Genomic DNA, 24,032 nt, shown 5'->3' on the forward strand with positions numbered 1-24,032 from the left:
TAGCCGTCAAAAAATCCTCCCCTTTTGCAAAATATCTACTCCCCCCTTCCGTCCAATCCCGCATCATTTTTGTCAAAAACCACCAACGGCTTATCCTGCCTCTGCGGGTAAACTGGGTTTATTGGCTGAGTATATTTGGCTGTTGGTGATTGATAATACGAGGTAGGCATATGTTGAACTACAAGGCTCCGCAGCGTGATGTGGCGTTTGTGATGGATGAACTGTTGGGTTTCTTCGAGCATTACGAAAAGCTGGGGTTCGCGGATGCGACGCCGGATATGGTGCAGGCGATCCTGCAGGAGGGCGGTAAATTTGCGGAGAATATCCTGGCACCGCTGAATGCGGTGGGCGATACAGAGGGCTGCTCCTGGAATGACGGCGTCGTGACAACGCCCAAAGGGTTTAAAGAAGCTTATCAACAGTATGTAGAAGGCGGCTGGCCCGCCATGTCGCAGCCATTAGAGTACGATGGCCAAGGCTTACCCTATTCGCTGTCGAGCATTCTGTCCGAGTGGTTCTCCGGCGCCAATCACGCCTGGGCCATGTACCCAGGACTGAGCCAGGGCTGTATTGAAACCATCCTCGCCCATGGTTCGGATTCACAGAAGCAGCGCTTTTTACCTCACCTGATTGCAGGGCGCTGGACCGGCACCATGTGTCTGACTGAACCCCACTGTGGATCAGATTTAGGGCTGCTCAAAACCAAAGCTGAGCCGCAACCTGACGGCGCTTACGCCATATCCGGGACCAAGATTTTCATCTCCGCCGGCGACCATGACCTTTCCGACAACATAGTTCATGTCGTCCTGGCCCGCCTGCCGGACGCCCCCGCGGGCACCAAAGGGATATCCCTGTTTATCGTACCCAAGTTCAATGTGTCCGATAGCGGTGAAATCACAACGCCCAATACATTATCCTGCGGCTCCCTTGAACATAAGATGGGCATCAAAGGCAGCGCCACCTGCGTCATGAATTTCGACGGCGCGCGTGGTTATCTGATCGGCGAACCCAATCGCGGTCTCAACTGCATGTTCACCTTCATGAATGCCGCTCGTGTTGGCGTGGGACTGGAAGGTCTGGCGGCCACCGAAGCGGCGTTTCAAGGCGCCATCAGCTACGCTCGCGATCGCCTGCAAATGCGCTCGCTCAAAGGCCCCGTCAACAAGGACAAACCCGCTGATCCAATCATCGTGCATCCCGACGTACGGCGCATGCTGCTGACGCAGAAAGCGATCCGCGAAGGCGGACGCGCCCTGGCGATGTACTGCACCCAGCAAATCGACCTGACCCTATACAGCGAAGACGCTGACATCAAAGCCGCCGCAGAGGCGAAACTGGCGCTGCTGACGCCAATCGTCAAAGCCTTTTTGACGGAAACAGCGCAGGAGTGCACAAGCTACGGCATGCAGGTTTACGGCGGCCACGGCTTTATCAAGGAATGGGGTATGGAGCAGCTGGCCAGGGATACCCGCATCTGCACCATGTATGAAGGCACCACCGGCATTCAGGCCATAGACTTGCTGGCTCGCAAAATCATCGGCAGCCAGGGAGAGCTGCTGCATCAGTTCGTCAATGAGATACGCGCGTTTTGCGAAACTCAGAACGCCGCCCGCCGCTTTAGTGTCTGGACGGACGCGCTGCTGCAGCACTTGGATGAGTGGCGGCAACTGGCTCAGGGCGTTGCAGAAAAAGCGCAGACCAACCCGGATGAAATCGGCGCGGCGTCAGTCGAATTTCTGATGTATTCCGGTTACGTTTGCCTGGCCTATTTCTGGTTACGCATTGCGGTGACCGCCAAAGACAAACTGGAAGCGCAAAGCGGCGACAGTGACTTCTATCAGGCCAAATTACACACAGCGGAGTTCTACTTTGAGCGTCTGCTGCCCCGCACCCGCTCACTCGCCGCCAGCGTCAAAGCCGGCGCAGACAGCTTGATGGCGTTGCCAGAAGAGCTGTTCCACCTCGACTGATAAGCACATCCGGGCGCAATACGCGCCCGGTTTTATCAAACCCCGGACGCCTCGTCTTCATCGACGAAGGTCTCTTCTTCGCCGTTATTGAACTCTTCCATAAAGATCTGCCAGAACGCCAGGAACAACGCAGTCAATACTGGCCCCAGAACAAACCCATTCAAGCCGAATAACGACAAGCCGCCCAAGGTCGACAACAGCACGAGATAGTCAGGCATTTTGGTGTCGCGTCCCACCAGCACCGGGCGTAACACGTTGTCCACCAACCCGATGACAAAGAAGCCGAACAGCACCAGCACAACACCTTTGAAAACATCGCCACTGAAAAACAGATATGCCGCCGCCGGGCCCCATACCAGGGCGGACCCCACCGCCGGCAACAACGACAGCACCACCATCACTACGCCCCACAACAGCGCGCCTTTGATGCCGAGCGCCCAAAAGATCAAACCTCCCAGAGAGCCCTGCACCATCGCCACCACCAGGTTCCCCTTCACCGTCGCCCGGGACACTTCCGCAAACTTTTGAAAGAGATGAATTTCCCGGGTGTCGCCCAACGGCAGAGCGCGAATCAACAGCTGTATCAAACTGCTGCCGTCTCTTAAAAAGAAAAAAGTCAGATAAAGCATCAACACAAAGCTGACGGTGAACTGCAGATATTCCTGTCCAAAATTGAACGCCTGGGTGGCGAAAAACTTACTGCCCGTCAACGCCGCCTGCGACAGCATTTGCTTGACGTTGCCCAAGTCAATCTCGAAACGTTCAGCCAGTTCCTGAATCACCGGCATGGCGGCTCTGGCTTTGTCCACCAGTACCTGCAACTGTATCTCGCCGGAGCTTACCTGCTGATAGACTCTGGCCCCCTCCTTCGCCAACATCGTCATCATCACCGCCAGCGGAATCACCACGATCAATACACTGGCCAGCAATGTCAGCAGCGCGCTGACGTTGTCCCTGCCGGGAAACCGGCGAATCAGCCAGCGGTGCAGCGGCGCAAATAGAATGGCCAGCATCGCCGCCCAGAAAATAGCGTAAAAGAACGGCAGGATCAGCAGTCCAAACCCAAAGGTTACAGCCAGCAACAGCAGCAAAAAGGATCGGTCTTCTAGATTTCGTTGCATCTAAGGGGATCTCTTACAGGGTATTTCGAAAGATGGGCGAAGATAATCTCATGTTTTTATTGGCTACGCATCCAACGAAGCCATGAAGCGCACCGCCCTCCCAATAAAAATATGACATTTTTTTACTTTTTTGACGGGAACCGCCGGAGAAGGTCGCTACTGAATGTAAGCAACAATAATTACGGGATACGACATCATGTTCAGCAAACTTCTTAGAGCCCTTACCCAAAAAGACGATTCCGTGACCACGCAGCCTTTCGACAGCCTGCGCAAAGTTGCGGCAGCCCAAGTAAAAGTTATCAGCGACCACCAAAAGCAAGCTCCTCTAAGCTTTTGCACCGTCAGCGCAGGCGAAGTTAAAGATCTCGCCAGCCTGCAAGGTTTCTAAACCATCTCGAGATAGCGCTGAAGCCAACACTCCGCAGTACGCTCTAAGGCTTCAGCTCCGCACACAGCACCAATAATGCAGCCGCCAGGGCAGGCTTTTCGCGATGATTGATGCGCGCCGCGCAATTTATTCGATATAACGTTCCACTCGTTTTTTGCTGAATACTCTCCAGCTTCGCCTCCAAGCGAATTTCATCGCCGCTCCGCACCGCCTCAAGAAAGCGCACTTGTTCCAGACCATAATTAATCAGCGCATAACCGTCCTCTGGCGGAGAGATCAACTCATATAACAGCCCCGGCAGCAGCGACAACGCTAGAAAGCCATGAGCGATGGGCTGGCCATATGGGCTCTCCTTCCGGCAACGCTCAGCATCCACATGAATCCACTGCCTGTCACGAGTGCAGTCGGCAAACTGATCAATCAGCGCCTGATCAACTCTCACCCATCGACTTTCGCCCAAATTTTCGCCTACCTGAAGATCCTGCATCGACTTAGCCATGGTCTGAACTCCTTTCATCTACGCATGAAAATGGTCATGTAGACATAGTCTAGCTGCGACGCCGGGATTGCATAGAAAAGTGAAAAACTTTCTTTTTCTCATTCTCAACACCTCACAGACGCCAACGGAAAGAGAGATTTTTAATTCATAACGCCCGTTATGAGCAATGCATTCCCAATATTCCCAACCTTCGTCATTATTCGAAATTTCATCAAATTTTCATTGACAGAGAATTAACGAGGCCAATAGAGTAAAAAATACGTACAAATTAGAAAATTTACGAAAATATTCAATCAGAGACGAATCTGAATATTTTCCGTTATGTCCGACTGCAGGAGCCCTTCGGATATCGTCACAGGGCGTACTCCTTCGCATTGAACGGACAGGGAAACCATCACACCAAAGGGAGCCAGCATGGAGCCGGTTTGTATTGAGGATTGGGAAGAGCTTGCCAAACGCCGCTTAGCGCCGGAAATTTATGACTTTATCGCCGGCGGCGCGGGGCTTGAGCGGTCTTTGCAGGAAAACATACGCACCCTGGAGCGGGTAAAACTGATTTCCCGAGTGCTGCGCGGCGTTAGCGATGTCGATACGAGCGCGCCGCGTTTATCGCCACTCCAGAGCGCCCGCACGCCCGCCACCCCGCTGATCATCGCCCCCAGCGCACACCATCAACTCGCTCACCCTGACGGCGAGCGGGCGACCCTGGCGGCCGCTAACCAATGTGGCGCGCCACTCATTGTCAGCACCATGTCAGACACGCCGCTGGAGACCCTCTGCAAACACTCCGCAGAGCCGGTCATGTTTCAGCTTTACCTGTACAAAAATCGCGGACGCAATCGAGACATCATTCAGCAGGCGCAGGACGCCGGCTGCAGCGCCCTGGTGCTGACCGTTGACGTGCCACGTATGGGCGCACGGCTGCGGGATCGTCGCAATAGCTTTGACGTTAAACGCTATCAAAAACGCACAGACCAGTTTGACGAGCCACTATCCAGTGAGCCCCCTGTACCCGGTCAGTCCGGCGTCGCCGCCTTCGTCGCAGAACAGCTGGAGCCGGCGCTTTCCTGGGCCGATGTGGACTGGGTGAAAAATCAGACCCGCATGCCGCTGATATTGAAAGGCGTACTGCATCCGCAGGATGCGGAAATCGCGCTGAAGCACGACGTCGACGCCTTGTATCTATCGAATCACGGCGGTCGCCAACTTGATCACCATGTTTCCGCCATCGACATGCTGCCCTACATACGTCAACGCGTAGGCGAGTCCATGCCGCTCATTGTCGATGGCGGCGTACGCAGCGGCGCAGACATTCTCAAAGCTCTGGCCCTGGGTGCCGACGCGGTGGGCGTTGGACGCCCGGTCTTATGGGGACTCGCCGCCGCAGGCGCCCAAGGCGTCGCCGCGGTGTTAAGACAACTCATCGATGATCTGACGCTCAGCATGCACCTTTGCGGTTGCGCGTCGCTTGCGGACATCAGCCAGGAAATTATTTGGACCGAACACCCCTCATATCAAGGAGAAACCCTATGACGACAGGTTGGGAAAGCATGTCTAAGTTAATGCTCAGGCATAAGGCGAAAAAAATCGATCACGTGGCGATCGCTGTACTGGATCTGGAGCAGGCCATCGGCTATTTCAGCATGATGGGATTCACCCTATCCGACCGCATGACCACCACCGGCGCGCACAGCGCCATGCATTCCGCCGTCATGGAAGCGGGTCCAATCAAGTTCGTTTTATTGGAAGGCGTCAACGAAGCCTCTCAGATCACCCGCTTTATCAATGAATTCGGCCCTGGCCCCCAGCACATCGCCATAGAGGTGGATGATGTGGAAAGCCTGTGCAAGGAGTTGGAAAAGCAAGGGTTGGACTTCAGCACCAAAACCATCAAAGGCCCGGACCTCATCCAGCGTTTCACAGTGCGCTGCCCTAATTCCGGCGTCATGATCGAGTTCATAGAAAGAAACGAGGAAGAAGGCTTTTCGGAGCAGAACGTGGAAGACCTGTTCCGCCAACTGGAAGCCAGCGACGCCTACTGATAAACGCCGGCCACCCCGCGGCGACTCTCTCCGACATCAAACATAGAAAGGAATACTACGTGTATATAGCGGAATACCCACTGAGCGAGCACGAACATGCTCTGTTGCCCAGCGATGAGGACGTGCGCTTTTACCAGGAGCACGGCTGGTTCATGACCGGCAAAGTGTTCACCGACGAGGAGCTGGACGCCTTCGCTCAGGAAAGTCGCGATTATTATGCAGGCAAGCGCGACAGACGCTTGCCGACCATGCCTTCCACATTGGCGTACTGGACCCCGGAAGATGGCGACGTCGCCCGCAACAATGACTACGTGCATTATGAAAGCGATACGTTTCGGCGCCTGCTGACCAAGCCAATCATTGGCGCTATCGCCGCCCGGCTGGCGCAGACAGACGAAATACGCGTATGGAACAGCGCGCTGATCACCAAGCCCGCCCGAGGCGACTTTGCGGCGGAAGGGATGTTTCGCCCCGTCGTCCCCTGGCATAAAGACGCCCATTACTGGTCAACCTGCACGTCCAGCAAACTGCTGACCGCCTTTATCAACTTTTATGACTGCTTTGAAGGCATGGGAGCCCTGGAAATGATCGACGGCAGCCATCGCTGGCGGGAAATCGACGCCAACGACAGCGTCACCCGCCACTTCGGACGGCGCAGCATCGATGAGCTGCAAACCATGCTGGAGGAAACCGCCCAGCTTAATGGCGACACCGTCAGAAAAATACCCATGACCAGCAAACGCGGCCATATCAGCTTTCATAACTGCCACACCTTTCATGGTAGCTCCCCCAACTACAGCCAAGTGGACCGCGTCTCGATTTCTCTTCACCTGCAGGACGGCGGCAACACCTACAAGCGCCACACGATGGCGGACGGCTCCGCGTTGAAATACAACAACGACTATTTCTGCCGCCAAAACGGCAACGGCGACCCGGACTACACCGATCCGGATTTCTGCCCGCAAATCTGGAAGGAGTAATTCATGAACGCAATGCAACCTCAGGATGAACGCGAGGAGCTGCCGCTGCATGCATCCCTGGCGGACCCATGCCTTAACTCCATGACGTTTCTCAACGACATCGCCGGGCAATATCCCGACGCGATATCGTTCGCGCCCGGACGCCCGATCGAAACGGACTTTCGAATCGATGATATCGGCCATTATCTGCATCGCTATGTCGAGCATCTCACCCAGCAGAAACGTCGGCCTGAAAGCGCCGTCATCACCCAGCTGTTTCAATACGGCCCGTCGGAAGGGCATATTCGCGGGCTCATCGCCGAGATGCTGGAGAAAACCGACGGCGTCATCTGTCGCCCCGAAGATATCGTGGTCACCTCCGGCGCCCAGGAAGGGATGATTCTGACTCTGCGCGCTCTGTTCGCCGATCCTCGGGATGTCCTGCTGGTTCCACAGCCGGTGTACGTCGGTATTATCGGCGCCGCCAGACTGCTGGATATCCGGGTCGAAACCTTCGATGTCCACGATCAGGGCGTGGAAATCAGTGAAATCGAAAACAAAATCCAGACGCTGGAGGCGGCAGGCGACAAGGTCAAAGCGCTGTATATCAACGCCGACTTCTGCAACCCCACGGGCGTCTCGCTACCTCTCAGCCAGCGCATGGATCTGGTCTGGCTTTCCCACACTTACAACTTCACCGTACTGGAAGACAATCCTTACGGCATTTTCGGCGCGGCGAGCGCCATCAAACCGACGCTGGCTTCTCTCGACAGAAACGGCCGCTCCGTGGCTTACCTGGGCTCGTTCTCCAAAACGCTGTTTCCAGGCGTACGCATGGGATTTGTTGTATCCCGGCGACTGGCGGAAGCGCTTACCAAAATCAAAAGCATGCTGACGCTCAATACATCACCGATCTGTCAGGCGGTGGTCGGCGGCGTGTTGCTGGAGTGCAAGGGCGACCTGCGATTGCATTGCGAGAGCAGAATCCATTTTTATCAGAACAACCTCAAGCATTTGCTGCATCAGCTTGAGGTCGCCTTTCCCAAAGGCTCGCCCCTGCGTTCGCAAATCACCTGGAACAGACCAGATGGCGGCTTTTTTCTCGTGCTCACGCTGCCGTTCACTGTTAACCTGAAACAGCTTAAAGCCTCAGCGGAACAATACGGCGTACTTTGGACGCCGATGGAAATGTTCTATTCGCCGCCGCGGGAGTCCAATGAAATCCGGCTCTCGTTCAGTTACCTGACGCCGGAGCAGATCAGCGAAGGGGTTTCCCGCCTGCGCAACTTTATCAAGGAATGTGTGGCCGTACATGCGCCTGAGACGGCGGCCGCCAGCTAGAGCAAAGGAGACAAGCTCGTTATGACCGCTTTTTTATATATCGCCTGTATTCTGGTGTGGGGCACGTCATGGTTCGCGATCCACATGCAATTGGGCGAAGTTCCCATTCTGACGTCCATTTTCTATCGCTTCGCCATTGCCGCATTACTGCTGCTGCCCGCTCTGTTTTTGCTAAAAAAAATCCAGAAGACCCAGCCTGTCGACCACCTGTGGTTCGCCGGGCAGGGACTGTGCTTTTTTTCCCTGAACTTTCTGTGCTTCTATCACGCCACCCAATACATCCCCAGCGGCATCGTCGCAATCATTTTCTCCACCGTGTTGCTGTTCAACAGCGTCAATCGCTGGCTGTTCCTGCGTCAAAGCACGTCGCAAAGCGAGTTCATCGGCATCGCCTTCGGCATTGCCGGCATTGTGCTTCTGTTCTGGCGGGAACTGACGCAACAACACTTTGGCGCGGACTTTTTTACCGGAATGCTGTTCGCACTACTGGGCACACTCGTATTTTCACTGGGTAATATGATCTCTGTGCGTAATGGAGCCAAGGGCATCACGCCGCTCACCGGCAATGGCTATTCAATGGCTTACGGCGCCATGGTGCTGTTAATCGCCGTCTTCGCCACCAACACGCCGCTCAAGTTCAGCTTCACTTCCCAATATATTTTCAGCCTGCTGTATCTGGCGATTTTCGCGTCAGTGCTCGGCTTTACGATCTACCTGACCCTGGTGAACAAGATCGGCATCAACAAAGCCGCGTACTGTATGGTGGCGTTCCCTATCGTCGCGATCCTGATCTCCACGCTGTTTGAAGACTATCGGTGGGACGCCACCACATTTTCAGGCGTTGGCGTCATCATCTTCGGTAATTTCTTGATGGTCTCCAAACTCTGGTGGCGACCCGCTTCGCTGGCCAGACAGCAAAGCTGATGCAGCTACCCTTCCATTCATATATTTGCAGGAGTCAATTATGCCCGTCGTCACCATCGCGCAATCCCCCGGCCGAACCTTGGAGCAGAAACGGGATTTGGTGAAAAAAATTACCGACGCCTTTGTGACCAGCTACGGGGTAAAGCCGGAGTCGGTCACGATATTTTTACAGGACTATGACGACAGCAACTGGGGAAAAGCCGGTTTGTTGCACGTTGACGCCAAAGCCGGCAAAGACGGGTAAAGGCTTCCCTGGCAAAAGCGCATAACCCTCTATTTTAGCGGCGATTTTCTTCCCCCGACCGGCCTATTGCCAATAACGGACAAAAAGGTTAAAAACTCACCAACTACTATAAAGAACTTCTGCAGTACTGGGCCGGATTCATCGCTCCTCGCGGCGAATCCGGCCCACAAAAACTGACCGTGCGCCGGTCCAGCACGGGTGCGCTCGGCCACCGCTTGGCGAAGCCATTTTGGTGGTATGACAGTTGGCTGACCCAGGATTGTTAACCAACCACACGAGAGAAATGGACCATGAAGAAGCTATTGGCCACGCTCTTAATTGGCGGCGCTTGGACCATCGCCGCCAATAGCTACGCTTATGACTGTACAGACGTAGCCCCTTTTGAAACCGGCGCTATCGGCGCCAACGCCATTCGTCAACATCACGACAACGCTTATCGCTGCAACGTCAGCGGCTGGTGTGGATTGGGCGGAGCCTATGAACCCGGCGTGGGCTGGGCCTGGGAACAGGCCTGGAACGGGCTCGGCGCCTGCGACGGCGATTCCCCTCCCGATGATGGCGGCCCCGGTGACGACCCCGACGCCTGCGACGCTCCGCAGTATTCCGCCGGAACCAGCTACAGCGCGGGACAAATCGTACAGAACATTGGCAATGACTATCGCTGCGATGTCTCCGGCTGGTGCTCGTCCGCAGCCGCCTGGGCGTATGAGCCTGGCGTCGGCAGTAGTTGGAGTTCCACCTGGACCTTAATTGGGCCTTGCGGCACAGACGACCCCGACAACCCTGATGATCCCGGTCCAGGGCCGGATACACCATTCTGCGCCAGCGCCTGGAGCGCCAGCAAAGTCTATCGCACAGGAGCCGTGGCGGCTTATCAGGGCGGCGTTTACCAGGCCCAGGTGGATGTCTGGGGCATTCCCCCTAACGATCCTACTTATCCCGATCGCTGGAAACTGGTAGGCGTACCCGATGACAGCTTGTGCCCAGTGCCTATTCCCAACGACATCGACTACGGCGACCCGCAGCCTGTCGATGGCAACCCCAACGCCGGCGTCAGCTTCCCTGGCGGAGCCATCGGCGCGGCGCGCATCTCCAATACGCCATCCACCGGTACGCCGCGCTCTTCTGTTCCGTCCACCGATCCAGGCGGGGATCATCCCGGCTTCGACGCCGATAACGGCGCCCGGGTTTCCAAACTGCCTCCCGGAACCGTGCCGTTGCAGCACAATACTTATTCCCTGCGCGCAGGAACGGAAATTGTCACTTACATCGGCGATTGGGCGATCTACGGTCGGCGCTATGATTTCACGAAGCTTCCCGTGAAGAACCTGCATCGCATCGTCTACGGTTTCTCCGGCATCTGTTATCCCGATGCGTCCAGCACTCAGGACCCCGGCTTCCCCACGTCCGCTCCCGCGGCGGTGAATCGCACCTGCAATCAGAGCAATCTGCCTGACGGCGCCATGGCCATCGCCGACTTCGAAGCGGCCTTCGTGCGCAATGTTGGCGTTCCCGGCAGCGTAACGGGAACGGAGAGCATGTATGAGCTGGAGCCAGCCAGCGTTGGCGGCGTATTCGGCGTGCTCTATAAACTGAGAAAAGAAAATCCGCACTTGAAACTGGATCTCTCCGTCGGCGGCTGGACCCTTTCTGAAGGCTTTGGCTGGATGTCGCGGGATGACGCCAGACGCAAAGCCTTCGTCGACTCCTTGATCCATTTCTTACAACGCTTTGACTTCGACGGTATCGACATTGACTGGGAGTACCCCGCCTCCGACGGCGCCGTTCCTGACGCGGACAGGCCGGAAGACGCCGCTAACTATGTGCGTCTGTTGAAGGAAATTCGCGCAGGTATGGACTGGCTGGGACAGAAAACCGGCAAGCATTATCGCCTGTCCTCCGCGATCCCCGCAGGAACTGGTCGTCTCGACCTGATCGACTGGCCCGCCGTGCATCCATATATGGATCGCCTGTATGTGATGACCTATGACCTCACCGGCGCCTGGGAGCGCGAGCTGAGCAATCACACCCCCATGCAGGTCAACCCAAGCGCGCAGGGTTCATCCGCCAATACCTCCGTCACAACAGCGATGTCTTACCTGCAGGGCAAAGGCGTCCCCAATAACAAACTGATGGTCGGCGTGGCGAACTACCATCGCGCCAAGCGCCTCAACAGCTCAGCGGATATTACCGAGTACAGCAACGGAGTCGCTGGCGCGACCACCCACCAGCCTAATCAGGCGCCGGGAACTACTGACTTCATACTCGCCATCGCCGGATACGGCAGCTGGGAAGCCGGCGTTCTGGAAGGCTATGAGATGTATCAAAGCTTCCTTGATCCATCCTTACGGCCTTACAACGGGTACAAGCTATACACCGACAAAGCCTCCAATGCCGACTATCTCGTACAGCCCGCCATCGGCTCCTTCATCACCATAGAATCGCCGCGAACCGCTGCACTGAAAGCGCAGTACGCCAAGGACAACGACTTCGCCGGCGTCTTCTTCTGGATGGCGGAACAGGATAACGGCTACAACCTCAACGCCGTCAACCATGTTCTTGGCAATACCCTGGTGAACGACGTAGCTAACGGCAAACCGCAAAACCAAATCCCGGTGTGCGGTGAAAATATCAGCGCTAGTGAATGTGAAAACTTAATCAAAAGCCTACGCTGATTGCACTGATTAAAACGCAAAAGGCCCTCGGATGAGGGCCTTTCAACTCCTTGTTCTCTCTTAAAACAACAACCAAATAAACCGGATCACTCTGATCAGAATCGCGAGGGGAAGGACCACCATCAATAGTTGGAGGTGGATCATGAATGCGATTCCGCCCTCGTTTACATGAGAGGTGCTGATAAAAAAAAGCGCCGTGTAGATCGCCATGAAGATCAGCCCCGGCTGCACAAAATCAGCGCCCCAGATGGCCATTACAGGTAGTAGGAATTGCAGTAACAGAAGCAGGACAAAGTTTGCAGTAGACAAATAATCATACGCCCTTGTCCGCCGCCAGAACATCTCAAACATCCCAAATATAACCGTGTAGACGCCACAGGCCAGCAATACCCAATCGGTCCAGTCCGTTAGCCAGGGCGCAAGATATTGTTCATAGAGGTTCATGGAGGCGCTCATCCCTAAGTAAAGGTAAAGATAACGACAATGCTCATCTGAGCCGCTCGCCATGTTAGCGATTGCGAGGGCCGGCCACTTTACTCGATAGCTATCAGAACGTACATCCGCGCATTGGACTATTCGATCCTCGCACTTCTTCCTCGCTCTTTTTCCTTTCTCGGACTCTTTCTGGCTCTCACAAACTGAGAGGAACCGCACACTTTGCATACAAAGTTCAAGATTTAGCCCGATTCGTCATTTTTTTGACGATTTACGTTAGCTTCGTGTGACGTTTTACAGTCTTTTTCATTTATAGCCATCTACTATTGATCATAAGTTGACATATAACGAAGGAAGTGACCGATGGCTGCTCAAACCACCCAAACCAGATTACTGTCCACCGCGATTTTAGCCGCGACGCTGGCGTTACATGGCTGCGGCGGCGGAGCGGCGGGTGAAAGCTCCGACAACGGCTCTGTTTCCATTCAAGGGGCCACTTCTTCACAGGTGGAAAGCACAAGTTCAGCGTCTGAAGCCAACGCGCAAACCGCCACCCAGACGGAGACTTCCACGACTAATTCATCCACCACCAATGACACTGTTACGGACAGCAGCCAGACCAATTCAGGCTCTTCCACTCAAACACAGCAGGACACACAACAGACAGATCAGCAGGACCAAGTCCAGAACGACTCTCAGGATTCCAGCCAGGAAAGCGACGTCGCCCTGGATATCGTCATCAGCCTGCAGCCCGCCTCGCAAAGCGCCGGCAAAGGGGAGTCAGTTACTCTGAACGTCAGCGCGTCAGGCAGCGGAGCTTTGAACTATCAGTGGCGTAAAAATGGCGTCGTCATCGCTGACGCCGTGCAGTCTTACCTGAGCCTGTCAAACCTGGACGACAGCGACGCAGGCGTTTATGACGTTATCATCAGCAACGCCACCGGCTCCGTCACCAGCAGCGGCGCAACTTTGTCCCTGACGGTCAACCAAAGCGTGCGCCTGGTCTGGAACACACCGAATACTCGCGAAGACGGCAGCGCATTGGCCCAACAGGAAATCTCAGCCTACCGCATCTATCACACCACTGAAGACGGCTCCTGGGGCGCCAGCGTGGAAACGCAGGCAGATGCGACAGACTACACCTTTGGCGGCCTGGGCAGCGGCGTTCACTACTTCGCCGTCACCGTGGTGGACACCTCAGGCATTGAAAGCGACTTCTCCAACATCATGAGCAAGCAGATTTTCTAAGCCCTTTCGGGCTCGTCTTACCGACTTTTCCCAACGATGTCATTCGGGGCCTTTGGCCCCATTTTTTGTTCTCTCCCCTTCCGTAAAACCGTGTCCGTTTTTTACAAGTCAGCGTCTTCCCGCCGATTTATTCTAGCGCCACATAACTCCTCAACGCCTGAGCCAGTCTCGGCTCCGCGATGAGTTATTGCATGGAAAGCGCCCGGAAACGCGATCCAGCTCTATGGCCAATCTCTTGTGATGTTTTCAAGGAATACGATTTATGAAGAAGAATCTGATACTTATGGCTGCGGCCGCAACAATGCTTTCCACTCAGGTCAGCGCCGCCGAAACCCTGTTTGAGTATTACAGAAGCACGGCTCAGACCGGTGTTGGCGGCGAAACCCAGAGAGAATACGAGAGCAAGACACTGCACAGTGCAGAACCTGTGCGCCAACATTACGACCTCAGCGTCAATGGAAGCAGCGCGTCCGCCTCTCTGGATTACAATCTGGAAGTCTCCCACTTCGATAACGGAGCCACACTGAGCTACCGCATTGACGCAGATATCGTCCGCAGCGAGGGAGACCGGACCGGCGTTGCAGTCAGCCACGGCGGCAACTTCCAGCACAGTATCCGCGCTACCGAAGACGGTGTATTGCGCATCAACTTCAGTGTTGAGCAAATGGACCGCAACTGCCCGGAAAAAGGCTCCTGCCTGCCCCTGAACAGCTATGTATCAGCAGGAGGAAATGGCTATAGAGGAAGCATCACTTATGATCCGAAAAACGGATTCAAAGATGGTGTGAGCTATATCGAGATTCCCACTGAAAAAGGCCGCACATACAAAGTCGAGTTCAATTCAGGCGGCAGCCTATCCGGCAGCCCGCAATCACAAGGCGTCTCCGCTTCCTATTCCGTCACCTGGGAAATGGACCACCTCTGACAGCCCTCTTCAGTAAGCTGGAAGTAAAACTTCCGGCTTACTTCCTCTCCCTCAGTCTGATCGCTCTTTCCTATTTTTGCGGGTCTAAGTGCTTGTCTTTGTGCTTGACCTTGTTCTTCATAAAGGCGCATTAAATTTCTGTAAAGAGCGCCCAAAACGACTGTGGGCAATCGCAATAAAGGCCTCTGAGAGCCTTTAAAGAGCGTCTGTAAACCCCTGCAAATCCTGGTTTTCATGACCAAATTGAAACTTGCTCACGATGGCTTTAAGCGGCTAAAAATAGCGTGACCTTAAACTGTCATTTTCTTCTATTAGTTTGTACTCTACTGATTGTGAATGAGAAATCTAATTAGGGATATAACGATGAAACAGTATTTCACTTGGCCGAAGTGTCTCCCCTGGATCGCCGCGGCCGCGCTCAGCGCAGGAGTTACCGCAGCGCAGGCCAAGCAACCGGCGGTCGCCACCGCAGCCGCCGACCACCCTATCGTCATCGGCCATCGGGGCGCTCCCGGATACCGTCCTGAGCACACGCTCGCCAGCTACTGGCTGGCCATTCGCCAGGGCGCGGATTTTATCGAACCCGACCTCGTGCCAACCAAAGACGGACACCTGATCGCCCGCCATGAAAACGAGCTGGGCGGCTCCACTGACGTAGCGGATCACCCAGAATTCGCCGACCGCAAAACCACCAAAATGATCGACGGCGTCGCCATGACCGGCTGGTTCAGTGAAGACTTCACCCTGGCGGAAATCAAAACCTTGCGCGCCAAAGAGCGCATTCCGGAGGTACGTCCTCGCAACACGCGCTTTGACGGCAAATTCGCCATTCCCACGCTGGAAGAAATTATCGGCATGGTGCGTCTGATCGAACATAACACCGGCAAAAAAGTCGGCCTCTATCCAGAAACCAAGCACCCCACTTACTTCGCGAAAGAAGGCGAGTTTCTGGAAGGCGGCAAAATCAATATGTCCATCGGCCGCAAGTTGATCGAAACCCTGGTCAGCGAAAACTTCACCGATCCCACACGGGTTTACATTCAATCCTTCGAGGTTGAAAACCTGATGGAATTGCAGAAGGACATCATGCCCAGCAACAACGTAGATCTGCCGCTGGTGCAGTTGTATGGCGACTTTGACGATATCTACGTACAACCGGACAGCAACTTCTCTCGCCCCTACGACATGTACTACAACGCGAAACACGGCGCGGACATGGCAATGATCTATGGCGAGTTGAATGACCTGATCGAGGGCGGCGTCACCGATACAACCGGATACGGCAAACTGGTCAGCCCGGAAACCGTCAAGTTTATTGCGGACAACTACGCGGAAGGCGTCGGCCCCTGGAAAAACAGCTTCCTGCTGCGCGCCAGCCTTGACGAAAAGGAAGACACCAACGGCGACGGCAAAGCTGAAGTTGGCAGTAAGCTGACCGGCGGCGTGCACCCCTTCCTGCAGGAAGCCCTGGCTAACGGACTGGAGATTCACCCTTATACGTTACGTGTGGAAGAACAGTTCCTGACCCTGCATCCGAACAACGAACCACAGACGCTGACTGGCGAAGCCATTCAAATGCTTGGTCTTGGGGTAAGCGGATTCTTTACGGATAACCCTGACCTGGGCGTCAGAGCGCGAGACATGTTCCTGAAAATCAACGAAGAAAGACCAAGACACAGGAACAAAAAGTAAGACTTAACATTTCAGGGGAGGACCCGCCTCCCCTTTCTTCACAGCTGACTAGTCCCTGAACTTGGGCTCACGCTTCTGCATCTGCGCCATCATGGCTTCCTGAATATCCTCGCTGATCAACATCGCCGCATTCCAGGTAGCGACGTAATTCAGACTGTCCGCGACGCTGTGGTCACGGGTGTATTTGATCATCTCTTTCGTGCCGCGAATCGCTAAAGGCGACTTGCTGGCGATCACCTGAGCAGTTTCCATGACGCCCGCCATCAAGGCTTCCGGCGACTCATATACACGATTAACCAAACCAATGGCCCGCGCCTCTTCCGCGTCGACCTTACGGCCGGTATACGCCAGCTCCCGCATGACGCCATCGCCAATGATATGCGGCAGTCTTTGCAACGTGCCCACATCCGCCGTCATGCCGATATCGATTTCCTTGATCTGCAGATAGCCTTCCGCAGAGATGTAGCGCATATCGCAACTCGCCACCATATCCACGCCGCCGCCGATACAACCGCCATGCAAGGCGGCAAGCACGGGTTTACGGCAGTCTTCAATGGCGGAGAGACAGCCTTGCAGCTTGAGAATCAGACGGCGCAGCTCTTCACGACGACGACCGTCGCACTTTTCCTTGCCGGTCATGACAGAAGCGAAGTCCATCAGGTCGATACCTGAGCAGAAGTGCTTACCCGCGCCGCGCAGCACCACTACCCGCACTGTGCTTTCCTGATCCGCCCGACGAAACGCCAGACCGATTTCTTCCCACATCGCCATGTTCAGCGCATTGGCTTTGTCGGGACGATTCAATTCAATGACGGCGACGCCGCCTTCCTGTGTAACGCTAAGTGTTGAGTATTCTGACATTATTAGTATCCACTCTCTTTCTATTATTGATGTCGCCAGTTTTCCGAACCAGCCAGAAGACTTGGCGAAACCTGGACGTAGCCCTGTCCCGGCAAGCCTTCAAAAAAGCGCATCGGGCGCGGCTCGCTCAGGGCCACTCCCAACAACTGCTCTTCACGCCATTGAAACAGCCCATAGCCACAGGCCGCACCTTCAGCAAATTCCGCCACCGCCAAGTCGCCATGCAGACGAAACGGCGCCCCGGACAGCAGTTCCGACATGGCCGAACCACGCCGTTTCACCTCCGCCTCTTTCAGCGTCCAGATACGAAAGAAGCATTGCGCCTGACTTTCTTCAGGTTGCCCGCACACCCACTGATATTCCTGCTCCGTATAAAAGCGACGCGCCAACGCCTTGACGTTGCGCCGCTCCGCGCGCTCAAGATCGAGCCCTACAGGCGTCTTCGCGATCGCCACCGCTACCCAGGCGCCGGCATGGGCGATGCTGAAACACCAGGCCGCATCCCTATCGCTCAGAAAAGGCTTGCCCTTGTCGCTGATGGCAATCGCGACCTCCGCCGGCTCGCAGTGCAGCCTTTCCGCCAGTTGAGTCCGAGCCAATGCCCGCCCCAGCAAAAAACTTAAACGCCCCTCGGGAAAACGAAACGAGGAAAGCCGTTCGTCTTCTCCTGGACCCAGCATGGCGCAGTAACGGCCATCAAGGCCCGGGTCGATCTGGCGAATATCAGCAAGATAGATGGCGCATTCAGGATGCTCGGAGGTAGACACGTTCACTAATCCGGGAGAATAAAGGCCTGTTATATAACAGATTTAAAGGCAGGTGTAAGGGCTTGCGGGCAAACTTTCCAACATTTCACCCGCATCGCGCCAGAGTTTGCGGCGATAAGTCACAGAAGAAAGGCCCCTGCGTGTATAGGGGCCGCCGGCTTAATACCGGTCTTTGAGTATGATTGAGGTTGGTTTCAGAGGGGCTAAAAAAACAGGGACCATCCAGGTCCCTATTCACACAAAAGAAAGCGTTCAGCTACATCTTTTGGCGTTATGTTGTTTTGTTCAGCGGGCTATTACACCCGGCGAGTCACAGTAGAAACGCGCAGTGCTTCAAGTGCGCTCATTTCAAATTCCACCGGAGGAGCTTTGACTTCCGCCTTTTTCTCCTCAACTTGCTTACTGGAACGCTTCTCGCCGACGATTCGTCCCATCAGTGTTTCACGAAGACTTTTCAACATGGACTTACTAGCTCACTACCGTATCAATACAACAACGCTTAGCTTTTCGCGAACGTTTATATTGCCACTGAGTTAGCTCGTTTTCCGTGAGAGATACGGCGTTACAAACCCAAACTACGTCACACTTCCGCCCGAAAAGGGCAGAAAGTGACCATTTTGGGCGCCTTATCAGGCTGCGGAGGAAAGATCGAGGTAATCTTCCAGCTCCTTACGGAAAGCCGCCTGCACCCCTAATCGCATCATCATCCAGTAGTGACCGGCGATCATCCTGTCGATAAACAGGCTCTCCACGGGCGGCTGGAAAAAGTCCATGTACTTGAAAACGGTGGTAGCCTTGGACGCCACCTGCTTATGCAGATTAGAGCTGGCGAAGTCGAATTCCTCATCCTTGCTGCGGAACGGACGTATGAAGATATCCCGCCACATGGCGTAGTAGTCCTGCTCCACCGCCGGCTTTCCGCTTACCCTGACGCCCAGGTCCACCAGATAATTGTCCAGCGCGTCATAATCCGCATTGAGCCCCGCCGTCAAAGCCTGACTGTAGGCGTGCACTATCTCCGGCTTCAGGCGTTTTACGCAGCCGAAGTCATACATGATGATAGAGCCGTCAGGGCGAAACGCGAAGTTGCCCGCGTGAGGGTCGCCATGAATCGCGTGAAACTTGAATAGCTGATCCGCCATGATGCGGAACAGGCGTCGGCCGATCAGGTTAATGACGTCCTGCCCGTATGCCTCTGCGCTGACCGCGCTGATGTGATCCCCTTCCACGCACTCCATGGTCAACACCCGCTTACTGGATAGCTGACGCACGACGCTGGGAATGATCAAACCTTCGTCCTTGGCGTGAAAGCGCTGGAAATCCGCAATGTTGCGGGCTTCATTCTCATAATCCAGCTCTTCATTAAGACGCTCGCGAATTTCCTCGAACAGCTGATCAACGCTTTCTTTTGGCAGCTTGAGCAATCCCCCCAGTTTCAGCGTCAACTTAAGCTGCTTGAGGTCAGAGTCCACGGATCGATCCACGCCTGGATACTGCACTTTGACGATAACCTCTTTGCCATCCAGCGTCATCGCCTTGTGAACCTGACCAATGGAGGCCGCTGCGTAGGGCTCCTCGCTGAACTCTTTGAACAGTTCTTCCGGCGCCGCGCCCAGCTCTCTCTCGACCTGCTTGGCGATCACCTCATAATCCATGGGCGGCGCTTCTTTCTGCAAACGCTGCAACGCCTGAGAAAACTCTTTGGGTAAAAAATCCTGGGTCTGGGAGGCGATCTGCCCCACTTTCATCACCGCGCCTTTCAATTCGCCAAGGGTGTCGGCGATTTGATTGGCCATCTTGTCGTAGGTCTTGGCCTGACGCTCTTCCTTATCCTCTTCATTGAAGGCGCGTCGCACCCGCTCCGCCGCATAACTGCCCGCCACGGACGCCGTCATGCCGGCCAGCTTCAGAAACCGCTTGGTCCTGGTAGCCGGCGCTGTTTTTTGCTTGCTGTCGTCCTTTGTCCGCTTAGCCAAAATTTACCTCCACGGCGATTAAACTCTCTGGCGGAACTAGCATACTCCATACGTTAACCAGGGTTAACATGGTTTGCTTTACAAGTTTTTCAGACAACAGCGGAAGTCGCCAGTTTTGACGTGAGATTGCGTAAATATGTGGGGGTCGCGCCGATAGGGGGAGAGAAAAGATCAGCCGGGATTGTTGCTGGAAAGCGGGCCGTTACGGATTTTGTTGATCAGTGAGTCGTAGCGGGAAAGAAGGGATTCAATCTGTTTGAGGTCTTTGCGAATCCTGTCGCTCTGCAGCATGCTGCCGCCCAAATTGAATTCAACCTCGTAGTCAAAGCAGCTACACACCTTCTGGCGGTCTTTAACATTGATTTCGACTTTTTTGATGGCGATATCGCCAAAGTCCATGGGCAGCTTGAGAGAAATGACCGCTTTGCCCCCGACCTGAAGGTTTTCATCCGTGCGCAACAGCATGCCTTCCGCGGAAAATTGCAGAATCTGCACCTTTACCCACTCCCGCGACAACAGTCCTCGCTTGATTTTTAATTCAGCATGCAGGTGGGTAGCTGGATTTTTCAACCGACTCCTTGGGGACGCCTTCATTTCTGGTTCTCGCGACAAACGACCGCCGAAACTCTAACCAAACGACCGTTTAAAAGCAAAAAAATGTTGATAGCGCCCACTTTCCCCCTAGCGGTGACTTTTTATCACATCACAACTCCTTTCCAAGCCTTTGGGGACGCGCACTTCACTGAATTCGCTCGTTATTTTTCATAGGTCGTGGCGCGGTTGCGTCCGCCTTGTTTGGAAGCGTACAAGGCGTTGTCGGCGCGCTCGATCCATTCTTTATGATCTTTAATCTTTTTATCCAGTTCAGCCAGCCCCAGGCTGATAGTGAAACGGATATCTTGCCCCTCATGAGTGACTTCCAGATTCTCAATGCGGGTGCGCAGGCGCTCAGCGAAGTTCATGGCGTTTTTGCAGTCGGTATTCACCAAAATGACGCCGAATTCTTCACCGCCGTAGCGGCCGGCGATATCCGTACTGCGCATGGTTTCCCGCAACGTGGCGGCCACCAGGCGAATCACTTCATCCCCGGCGGGGTGACCATAGGTGTCGTTGACCTTCTTGAAGTGATCAATATCGAACATGATCAGCGTGCTCGCCTCATTGGTGCGCTTCAGCCGCTGATACTCTTTCACCAATTGCTCTTCCCAATAGCCGCGGTTATTGAGCTGAGTCAGCCGGTCGATGCGGCTGAGCTTCTCCAGTTTGGAGTTGGCGGCTTCCAACTGGCGGCGGTTACTGGCGATATCGGTGACGTCGTATATGATCAGACAGATGTTCTGCACTTCGCCGTTAGGCGACACCAAAGGCGTAATGGTGATGTTCTGGTACATGAACTCTTCCGTCCCGGTGATAGGACGGTAATTTTTGAAGCGGAACAGAAATGGACGCTGCTCCCAGGTGGTGAAGGTGCGGTTCTTGAGCAGGAATACGGATTGGGTTTTGTGCTTGAACCACTCCTCGGGGATTTCCTTGAAGACATCGAACAGCACCTGATCCTTCACCACATGCGGCCTCAGCCCGCTATGGTTCTCCATGAAGCTGTTCCAGACGTTGATGCGGTATTCCGAGTCCAGCACCACCAGTCCGACATCGATGGTCTGGAGCATATCCATTACCCAGTGGAATTCAGTAATGTCGAAGTGATTCTCAGCCATGGATTTATCGTTTTCCTTTTATTTTTTATTACATACGCCTGACATTACGTACGCCCTATATTAGATACGCCACTTTATCGCGAAATACCGGCAGCGAGTCTTCCGTAAAAAGCAGCAGCAGATCGCAATTGATGTTGTAGTTCTCAATGCTGTAGCAAATCTCGATGGCCAGGGTTTTGGTCCAGCGCCAGTTGTTGTTGCTCAACAGGTCGCCGACGTTCACATGCTGCCCCAGCACCACCGGATGCCCCTGGCTGAAAGCGATGTCCAGCTGTTCGGCGATGCCCTTGATGCAGGCGCCGATCAGCACTGAGGACACATCCATCAGCAGCTCCAGTTCAACCAGCTCATTCAGTTTGCCGTCATAACGCATCAGCTTCGCCATGTCCTTGAAGCTGGAGTCATGGAACAGCAGGAAGGCTTCGCCGGCGATGCCGGAGCCGATAAACCCCTGACACACGCCAGAATAAGTATCGTTGTCCTCTGTCGCCTGCAGCGCCATTTGCAGTTCGGATATTTCCAGCAGATTCACCCGCGGTATCGGCAGCAACACAAACACGTCCAGTAAACGCGCCAGCAGGTCGGCCGCCTGCCCCATGGCGACGTTGGCCACCTCCTGGAAGGCGTCGAACATGGAAATAGCGCCCTGATGGCTGGCGGTGCGGTCCACCGCCGGGGCGGACTTCTTGGCCGGCGCATCGGACTCTGTGTAAAGACCGGTCTTCTGCAGAATCGCCGTCAACTCGTCGCCGTTGATCGGCTTTTTAATGAAATCGAAAGCGCCCAGCCCAATTACGCGTTTTCTGGCGTCGGGTTGAATATCGCCGGATACGACAATGACGATCGTCGGCAACTCTTCCTTGCTGATCACCTCTAGCGTCTGATAGCCGTCCATAACCGGCATATTGAGGTCGAGAAATAACACATCCCCCAGCCCCTGATGAATCAGGTCAATCGCTTCCTGGCCGTTGGCGGCGAAACTGACCTCAACATCCCAGCCCGCAGGCAGCGACTTGGCCATCTGCTTGCGCGCCACGCCTGAGTCATCGCAAATAAGAATGGGAATGGTCATGTATAAGTCCAGTTATAGTTGTCTGCATGTACGATAGCGGTTGTTTGAATATGACTACTGAATCAAGCGAACGGTCTCCACCTGAGTTTCGCCAGTAGCCAATTTGCAGGCGGTCAAAATCTCCCTCTGGTTGGCTTATGAAGTCGAAATTTTAGGCGCGCTCTTGCCGATATCCTGTAGATAAGTAAAGATCATCTTGCCCTTATTGGCAAAAAAGAGCCGTCCATGACTGCTTGGAAAATTTAGAAAAATTGCCCGATGGCGCTTATAATCCGCGCGTTGCTTGCGCCGCGCCAAGGTTCCCGCGCGCTCAGCCGGATTCATTCAGCATTAGTCCCGGATCAGACCGCCATGACAGATTCAGATTACAGTTTTCGCTTCGGGGGCATCGCCCGCCTGTACGGCCAACGCGCGCTGGAGCGCTTTCGCAACGCCCACGTCTGCGTGATCGGCATTGGCGGCGTCGGCTCCTGGGCGGCGGAAGCCCTGGCCCGCTCAGGAGTGGGGACCATCACCCTGATCGATATGGACGACATCTGCGTGTCCAACACCAACCGGCAGATTCACGCTCTGCAAAACACGGTTGGACGCAATAAAATTGAAGTGATGGCGGAACGCATCAAGTCGATCAACCCGGAATGCGACGTGCGCACCGAGTTCAAATTCGTCACCGAGAAAAATGTGGCGGAGTTATTGGATCGCGGCTACGACTTCATCATCGACGCTATCGACAGCGTACGCCATAAATGCGCCATCATCGCCTACTGCCGACGCAACAAGATCAAGATCGTCACCGTTGGCGGCGCGGGCGGCCAGATCGACCCCACCCGCATCGAAGCCTGCGATCTGAGCCGCACCTATCACGACCCGCTGCTGGCGAAAACCCGCAAACGCCTGCGTCAGGAATACAACTTCCCAGACAATCCGCAACGCCGTTTCGGCATTGAAGCGGTATTCTCCACTGAGCAGCAGGTCTATCCCGATGCCGGGGGTGAAGTCTGCCAGAGCAAACCGGGCAATATGGAGAGTACGCGTCTGGACTGCGCTTCCGGCTTTGGCGCCGCTACAGCGGTCACCGCCACTTTTGGATTTATCGCGGTGTCGCGAGTGCTGAAAAAACTGCAGGAAAGCGCAGCCAAATAATCCCGCTCACGCCCTGTTTTTGCCCAACGAACAGC

24 protein-coding genes are annotated in these 24,032 nt (G+C 54.8%); 13 read left to right on the top strand and 11 right to left on the bottom strand.

Annotated elements, in window-relative coordinates; translation table 11 throughout:
* The first annotated feature begins 170 nt into the window (after positions 1–170).
* Positions 171–1,970, top strand: a complete 1,800-nt coding sequence (locus ACQYWX_RS22620; protein WP_431686420.1) for an acyl-CoA dehydrogenase C-terminal domain-containing protein — start codon at positions 171–173, stop codon at positions 1,968–1,970.
* A 35-nt stretch (positions 1,971–2,005) separates the two neighbouring features.
* Here ACQYWX_RS22620 and ACQYWX_RS22625 read toward each other — a convergent pair whose 3' ends face one another.
* Positions 2,006–3,091: an AI-2E family transporter gene (locus ACQYWX_RS22625; protein WP_216739726.1), complete on the bottom strand. Its 1,086-nt coding sequence runs from the start codon at positions 3,089–3,091 to the stop codon at positions 2,006–2,008.
* A 196-nt stretch (positions 3,092–3,287) separates the two neighbouring features.
* On the opposite strand from ACQYWX_RS22625, the gene ACQYWX_RS22630 reads away from it, so the two are divergent.
* On the top strand, positions 3,288–3,479 hold the full coding sequence (locus ACQYWX_RS22630) for a hypothetical protein (RefSeq protein ID WP_431686421.1): 192 nt from the start codon (positions 3,288–3,290) through the stop codon (positions 3,477–3,479).
* 43 nt (positions 3,480–3,522) lie between these two features.
* Here the strand turns inward: ACQYWX_RS22630 and ACQYWX_RS22635 are convergent, their stop codons facing one another.
* Complete coding sequence (locus ACQYWX_RS22635) at positions 3,523–3,978, bottom strand: MaoC/PaaZ C-terminal domain-containing protein (protein ID WP_431686422.1); 456 nt, start codon at positions 3,976–3,978, stop codon at positions 3,523–3,525.
* Between the two features lie 414 nt (positions 3,979–4,392).
* Between ACQYWX_RS22635 and ACQYWX_RS22640 the strand changes: the two genes are divergently transcribed.
* The 7 genes from ACQYWX_RS22640 (at position 4,393) to ACQYWX_RS22670 (ending at position 12,163) form a co-directional block, all read left to right on the top strand.
* The gene (locus ACQYWX_RS22640; protein ID WP_431686423.1) at positions 4,393–5,511 is read left to right on the top strand and encodes an alpha-hydroxy acid oxidase; all 1,119 of its coding nucleotides are present in this window, start codon (positions 4,393–4,395) and stop codon (positions 5,509–5,511) included.
* The gene (locus tag ACQYWX_RS22645) at positions 5,508–6,020 is read left to right on the top strand and encodes a VOC family protein (RefSeq protein ID WP_431686424.1); all 513 of its coding nucleotides are present in this window, start codon (positions 5,508–5,510) and stop codon (positions 6,018–6,020) included. The genes ACQYWX_RS22640 and ACQYWX_RS22645 overlap by 4 nt, the downstream gene beginning before the upstream one ends.
* 59 nt (positions 6,021–6,079) lie before the next feature.
* Positions 6,080–7,000, top strand: coding sequence for a phytanoyl-CoA dioxygenase family protein (locus ACQYWX_RS22650; protein WP_431686425.1), 921 nt, complete (start codon positions 6,080–6,082; stop codon positions 6,998–7,000).
* A gap of 3 nt (positions 7,001–7,003) precedes the next feature.
* Positions 7,004–8,320 (top strand): PLP-dependent aminotransferase family protein, encoded by a 1,317-nt coding sequence (locus tag ACQYWX_RS22655; protein WP_431686426.1) that lies wholly within the window; start codon positions 7,004–7,006, stop codon positions 8,318–8,320.
* 21 nt (positions 8,321–8,341) lie between these two features.
* The gene (locus ACQYWX_RS22660) at positions 8,342–9,244 is read left to right on the top strand and encodes a DMT family transporter (protein WP_216739732.1); all 903 of its coding nucleotides are present in this window, start codon (positions 8,342–8,344) and stop codon (positions 9,242–9,244) included.
* Between the two features lie 40 nt (positions 9,245–9,284).
* Entirely contained in the window at positions 9,285–9,488 is a 204-nt protein-coding gene (locus ACQYWX_RS22665) for a tautomerase family protein (RefSeq protein ID WP_216739733.1), read from the top strand.
* Between the two features lie 290 nt (positions 9,489–9,778).
* A complete protein-coding gene (locus ACQYWX_RS22670) occupies positions 9,779–12,163 on the top strand; it encodes a glycosyl hydrolase family 18 protein (protein WP_431686427.1) in 2,385 nt (794 codons plus the stop codon).
* Between the two features lie 60 nt (positions 12,164–12,223).
* Here the strand turns inward: ACQYWX_RS22670 and ACQYWX_RS22675 are convergent, their stop codons facing one another.
* On the bottom strand, positions 12,224–12,607 hold the full coding sequence (locus ACQYWX_RS22675; RefSeq protein WP_431686428.1) for a hypothetical protein: 384 nt from the start codon (positions 12,605–12,607) through the stop codon (positions 12,224–12,226).
* A 354-nt stretch (positions 12,608–12,961) separates the two neighbouring features.
* Between ACQYWX_RS22675 and ACQYWX_RS22680 the strand changes: the two genes are divergently transcribed.
* The 3 genes from ACQYWX_RS22680 to ACQYWX_RS22690 all read left to right on the top strand — a co-directional run bounded on the left by ACQYWX_RS22680 (position 12,962) and on the right by ACQYWX_RS22690 (position 16,463).
* Positions 12,962–13,846 (top strand): immunoglobulin domain-containing protein, encoded by an 885-nt coding sequence (locus ACQYWX_RS22680; protein WP_431686429.1) that lies wholly within the window; start codon positions 12,962–12,964, stop codon positions 13,844–13,846.
* A 262-nt stretch (positions 13,847–14,108) separates the two neighbouring features.
* A complete protein-coding gene (locus ACQYWX_RS22685) occupies positions 14,109–14,771 on the top strand; it encodes a hypothetical protein (protein ID WP_216739738.1) in 663 nt (220 codons plus the stop codon).
* Positions 14,772–15,134: 363 nt separating this feature from the next.
* Positions 15,135–16,463: a glycerophosphodiester phosphodiesterase family protein gene (locus ACQYWX_RS22690; protein ID WP_216739739.1), complete on the top strand. Its 1,329-nt coding sequence runs from the start codon at positions 15,135–15,137 to the stop codon at positions 16,461–16,463.
* 48 nt (positions 16,464–16,511) lie between these two features.
* On the opposite strand, the gene ACQYWX_RS22695 is transcribed toward ACQYWX_RS22690, so the two are convergent.
* From ACQYWX_RS22695 to ACQYWX_RS22730, 8 genes are all read right to left on the bottom strand, one after another.
* Complete coding sequence (locus ACQYWX_RS22695; protein ID WP_127972841.1) at positions 16,512–17,324, bottom strand: crotonase/enoyl-CoA hydratase family protein; 813 nt, start codon at positions 17,322–17,324, stop codon at positions 16,512–16,514.
* A gap of 23 nt (positions 17,325–17,347) precedes the next feature.
* On the bottom strand, positions 17,348–18,091 hold the full coding sequence (locus ACQYWX_RS22700) for a 4'-phosphopantetheinyl transferase family protein (protein WP_216739741.1): 744 nt from the start codon (positions 18,089–18,091) through the stop codon (positions 17,348–17,350).
* Between the two features lie 296 nt (positions 18,092–18,387).
* A complete protein-coding gene (locus tag ACQYWX_RS22705; RefSeq protein ID WP_216739742.1) occupies positions 18,388–18,552 on the bottom strand; it encodes a hypothetical protein in 165 nt (54 codons plus the stop codon).
* 168 nt (positions 18,553–18,720) lie between these two features.
* Positions 18,721–20,067, bottom strand: a complete 1,347-nt coding sequence (locus ACQYWX_RS22710) for an ABC1 kinase family protein (RefSeq protein ID WP_431686430.1) — start codon at positions 20,065–20,067, stop codon at positions 18,721–18,723.
* A 171-nt stretch (positions 20,068–20,238) separates the two neighbouring features.
* A complete protein-coding gene (locus tag ACQYWX_RS22715; RefSeq protein WP_253938668.1) occupies positions 20,239–20,637 on the bottom strand; it encodes a hypothetical protein in 399 nt (132 codons plus the stop codon).
* Between the two features lie 185 nt (positions 20,638–20,822).
* Positions 20,823–21,782, bottom strand: a complete 960-nt coding sequence (locus ACQYWX_RS22720) for a sensor domain-containing diguanylate cyclase (RefSeq protein WP_253938669.1) — start codon at positions 21,780–21,782, stop codon at positions 20,823–20,825.
* Between the two features lie 55 nt (positions 21,783–21,837).
* The gene (locus ACQYWX_RS22725; RefSeq protein ID WP_431686431.1) at positions 21,838–22,854 is read right to left on the bottom strand and encodes a response regulator; all 1,017 of its coding nucleotides are present in this window, start codon (positions 22,852–22,854) and stop codon (positions 21,838–21,840) included.
* A 135-nt stretch (positions 22,855–22,989) separates the two neighbouring features.
* Positions 22,990–23,178, bottom strand: coding sequence for a hypothetical protein (locus ACQYWX_RS22730; protein ID WP_279505239.1), 189 nt, complete (start codon positions 23,176–23,178; stop codon positions 22,990–22,992).
* 27 nt (positions 23,179–23,205) lie between these two features.
* On the opposite strand from ACQYWX_RS22730, the gene tcdA reads away from it, so the two are divergent.
* Positions 23,206–23,997, top strand: a complete 792-nt coding sequence (gene tcdA, locus ACQYWX_RS22735; RefSeq protein WP_431686432.1) for a tRNA cyclic N6-threonylcarbamoyladenosine(37) synthase TcdA — start codon at positions 23,206–23,208, stop codon at positions 23,995–23,997.
* Positions 23,998–24,032 lie beyond the last annotated feature (35 nt).

Source organism: Hahella sp. NBU794 (assembly GCF_050749805.1).
GTDB lineage: Bacteria > Pseudomonadota > Gammaproteobacteria > Pseudomonadales > Oleiphilaceae > Hahella.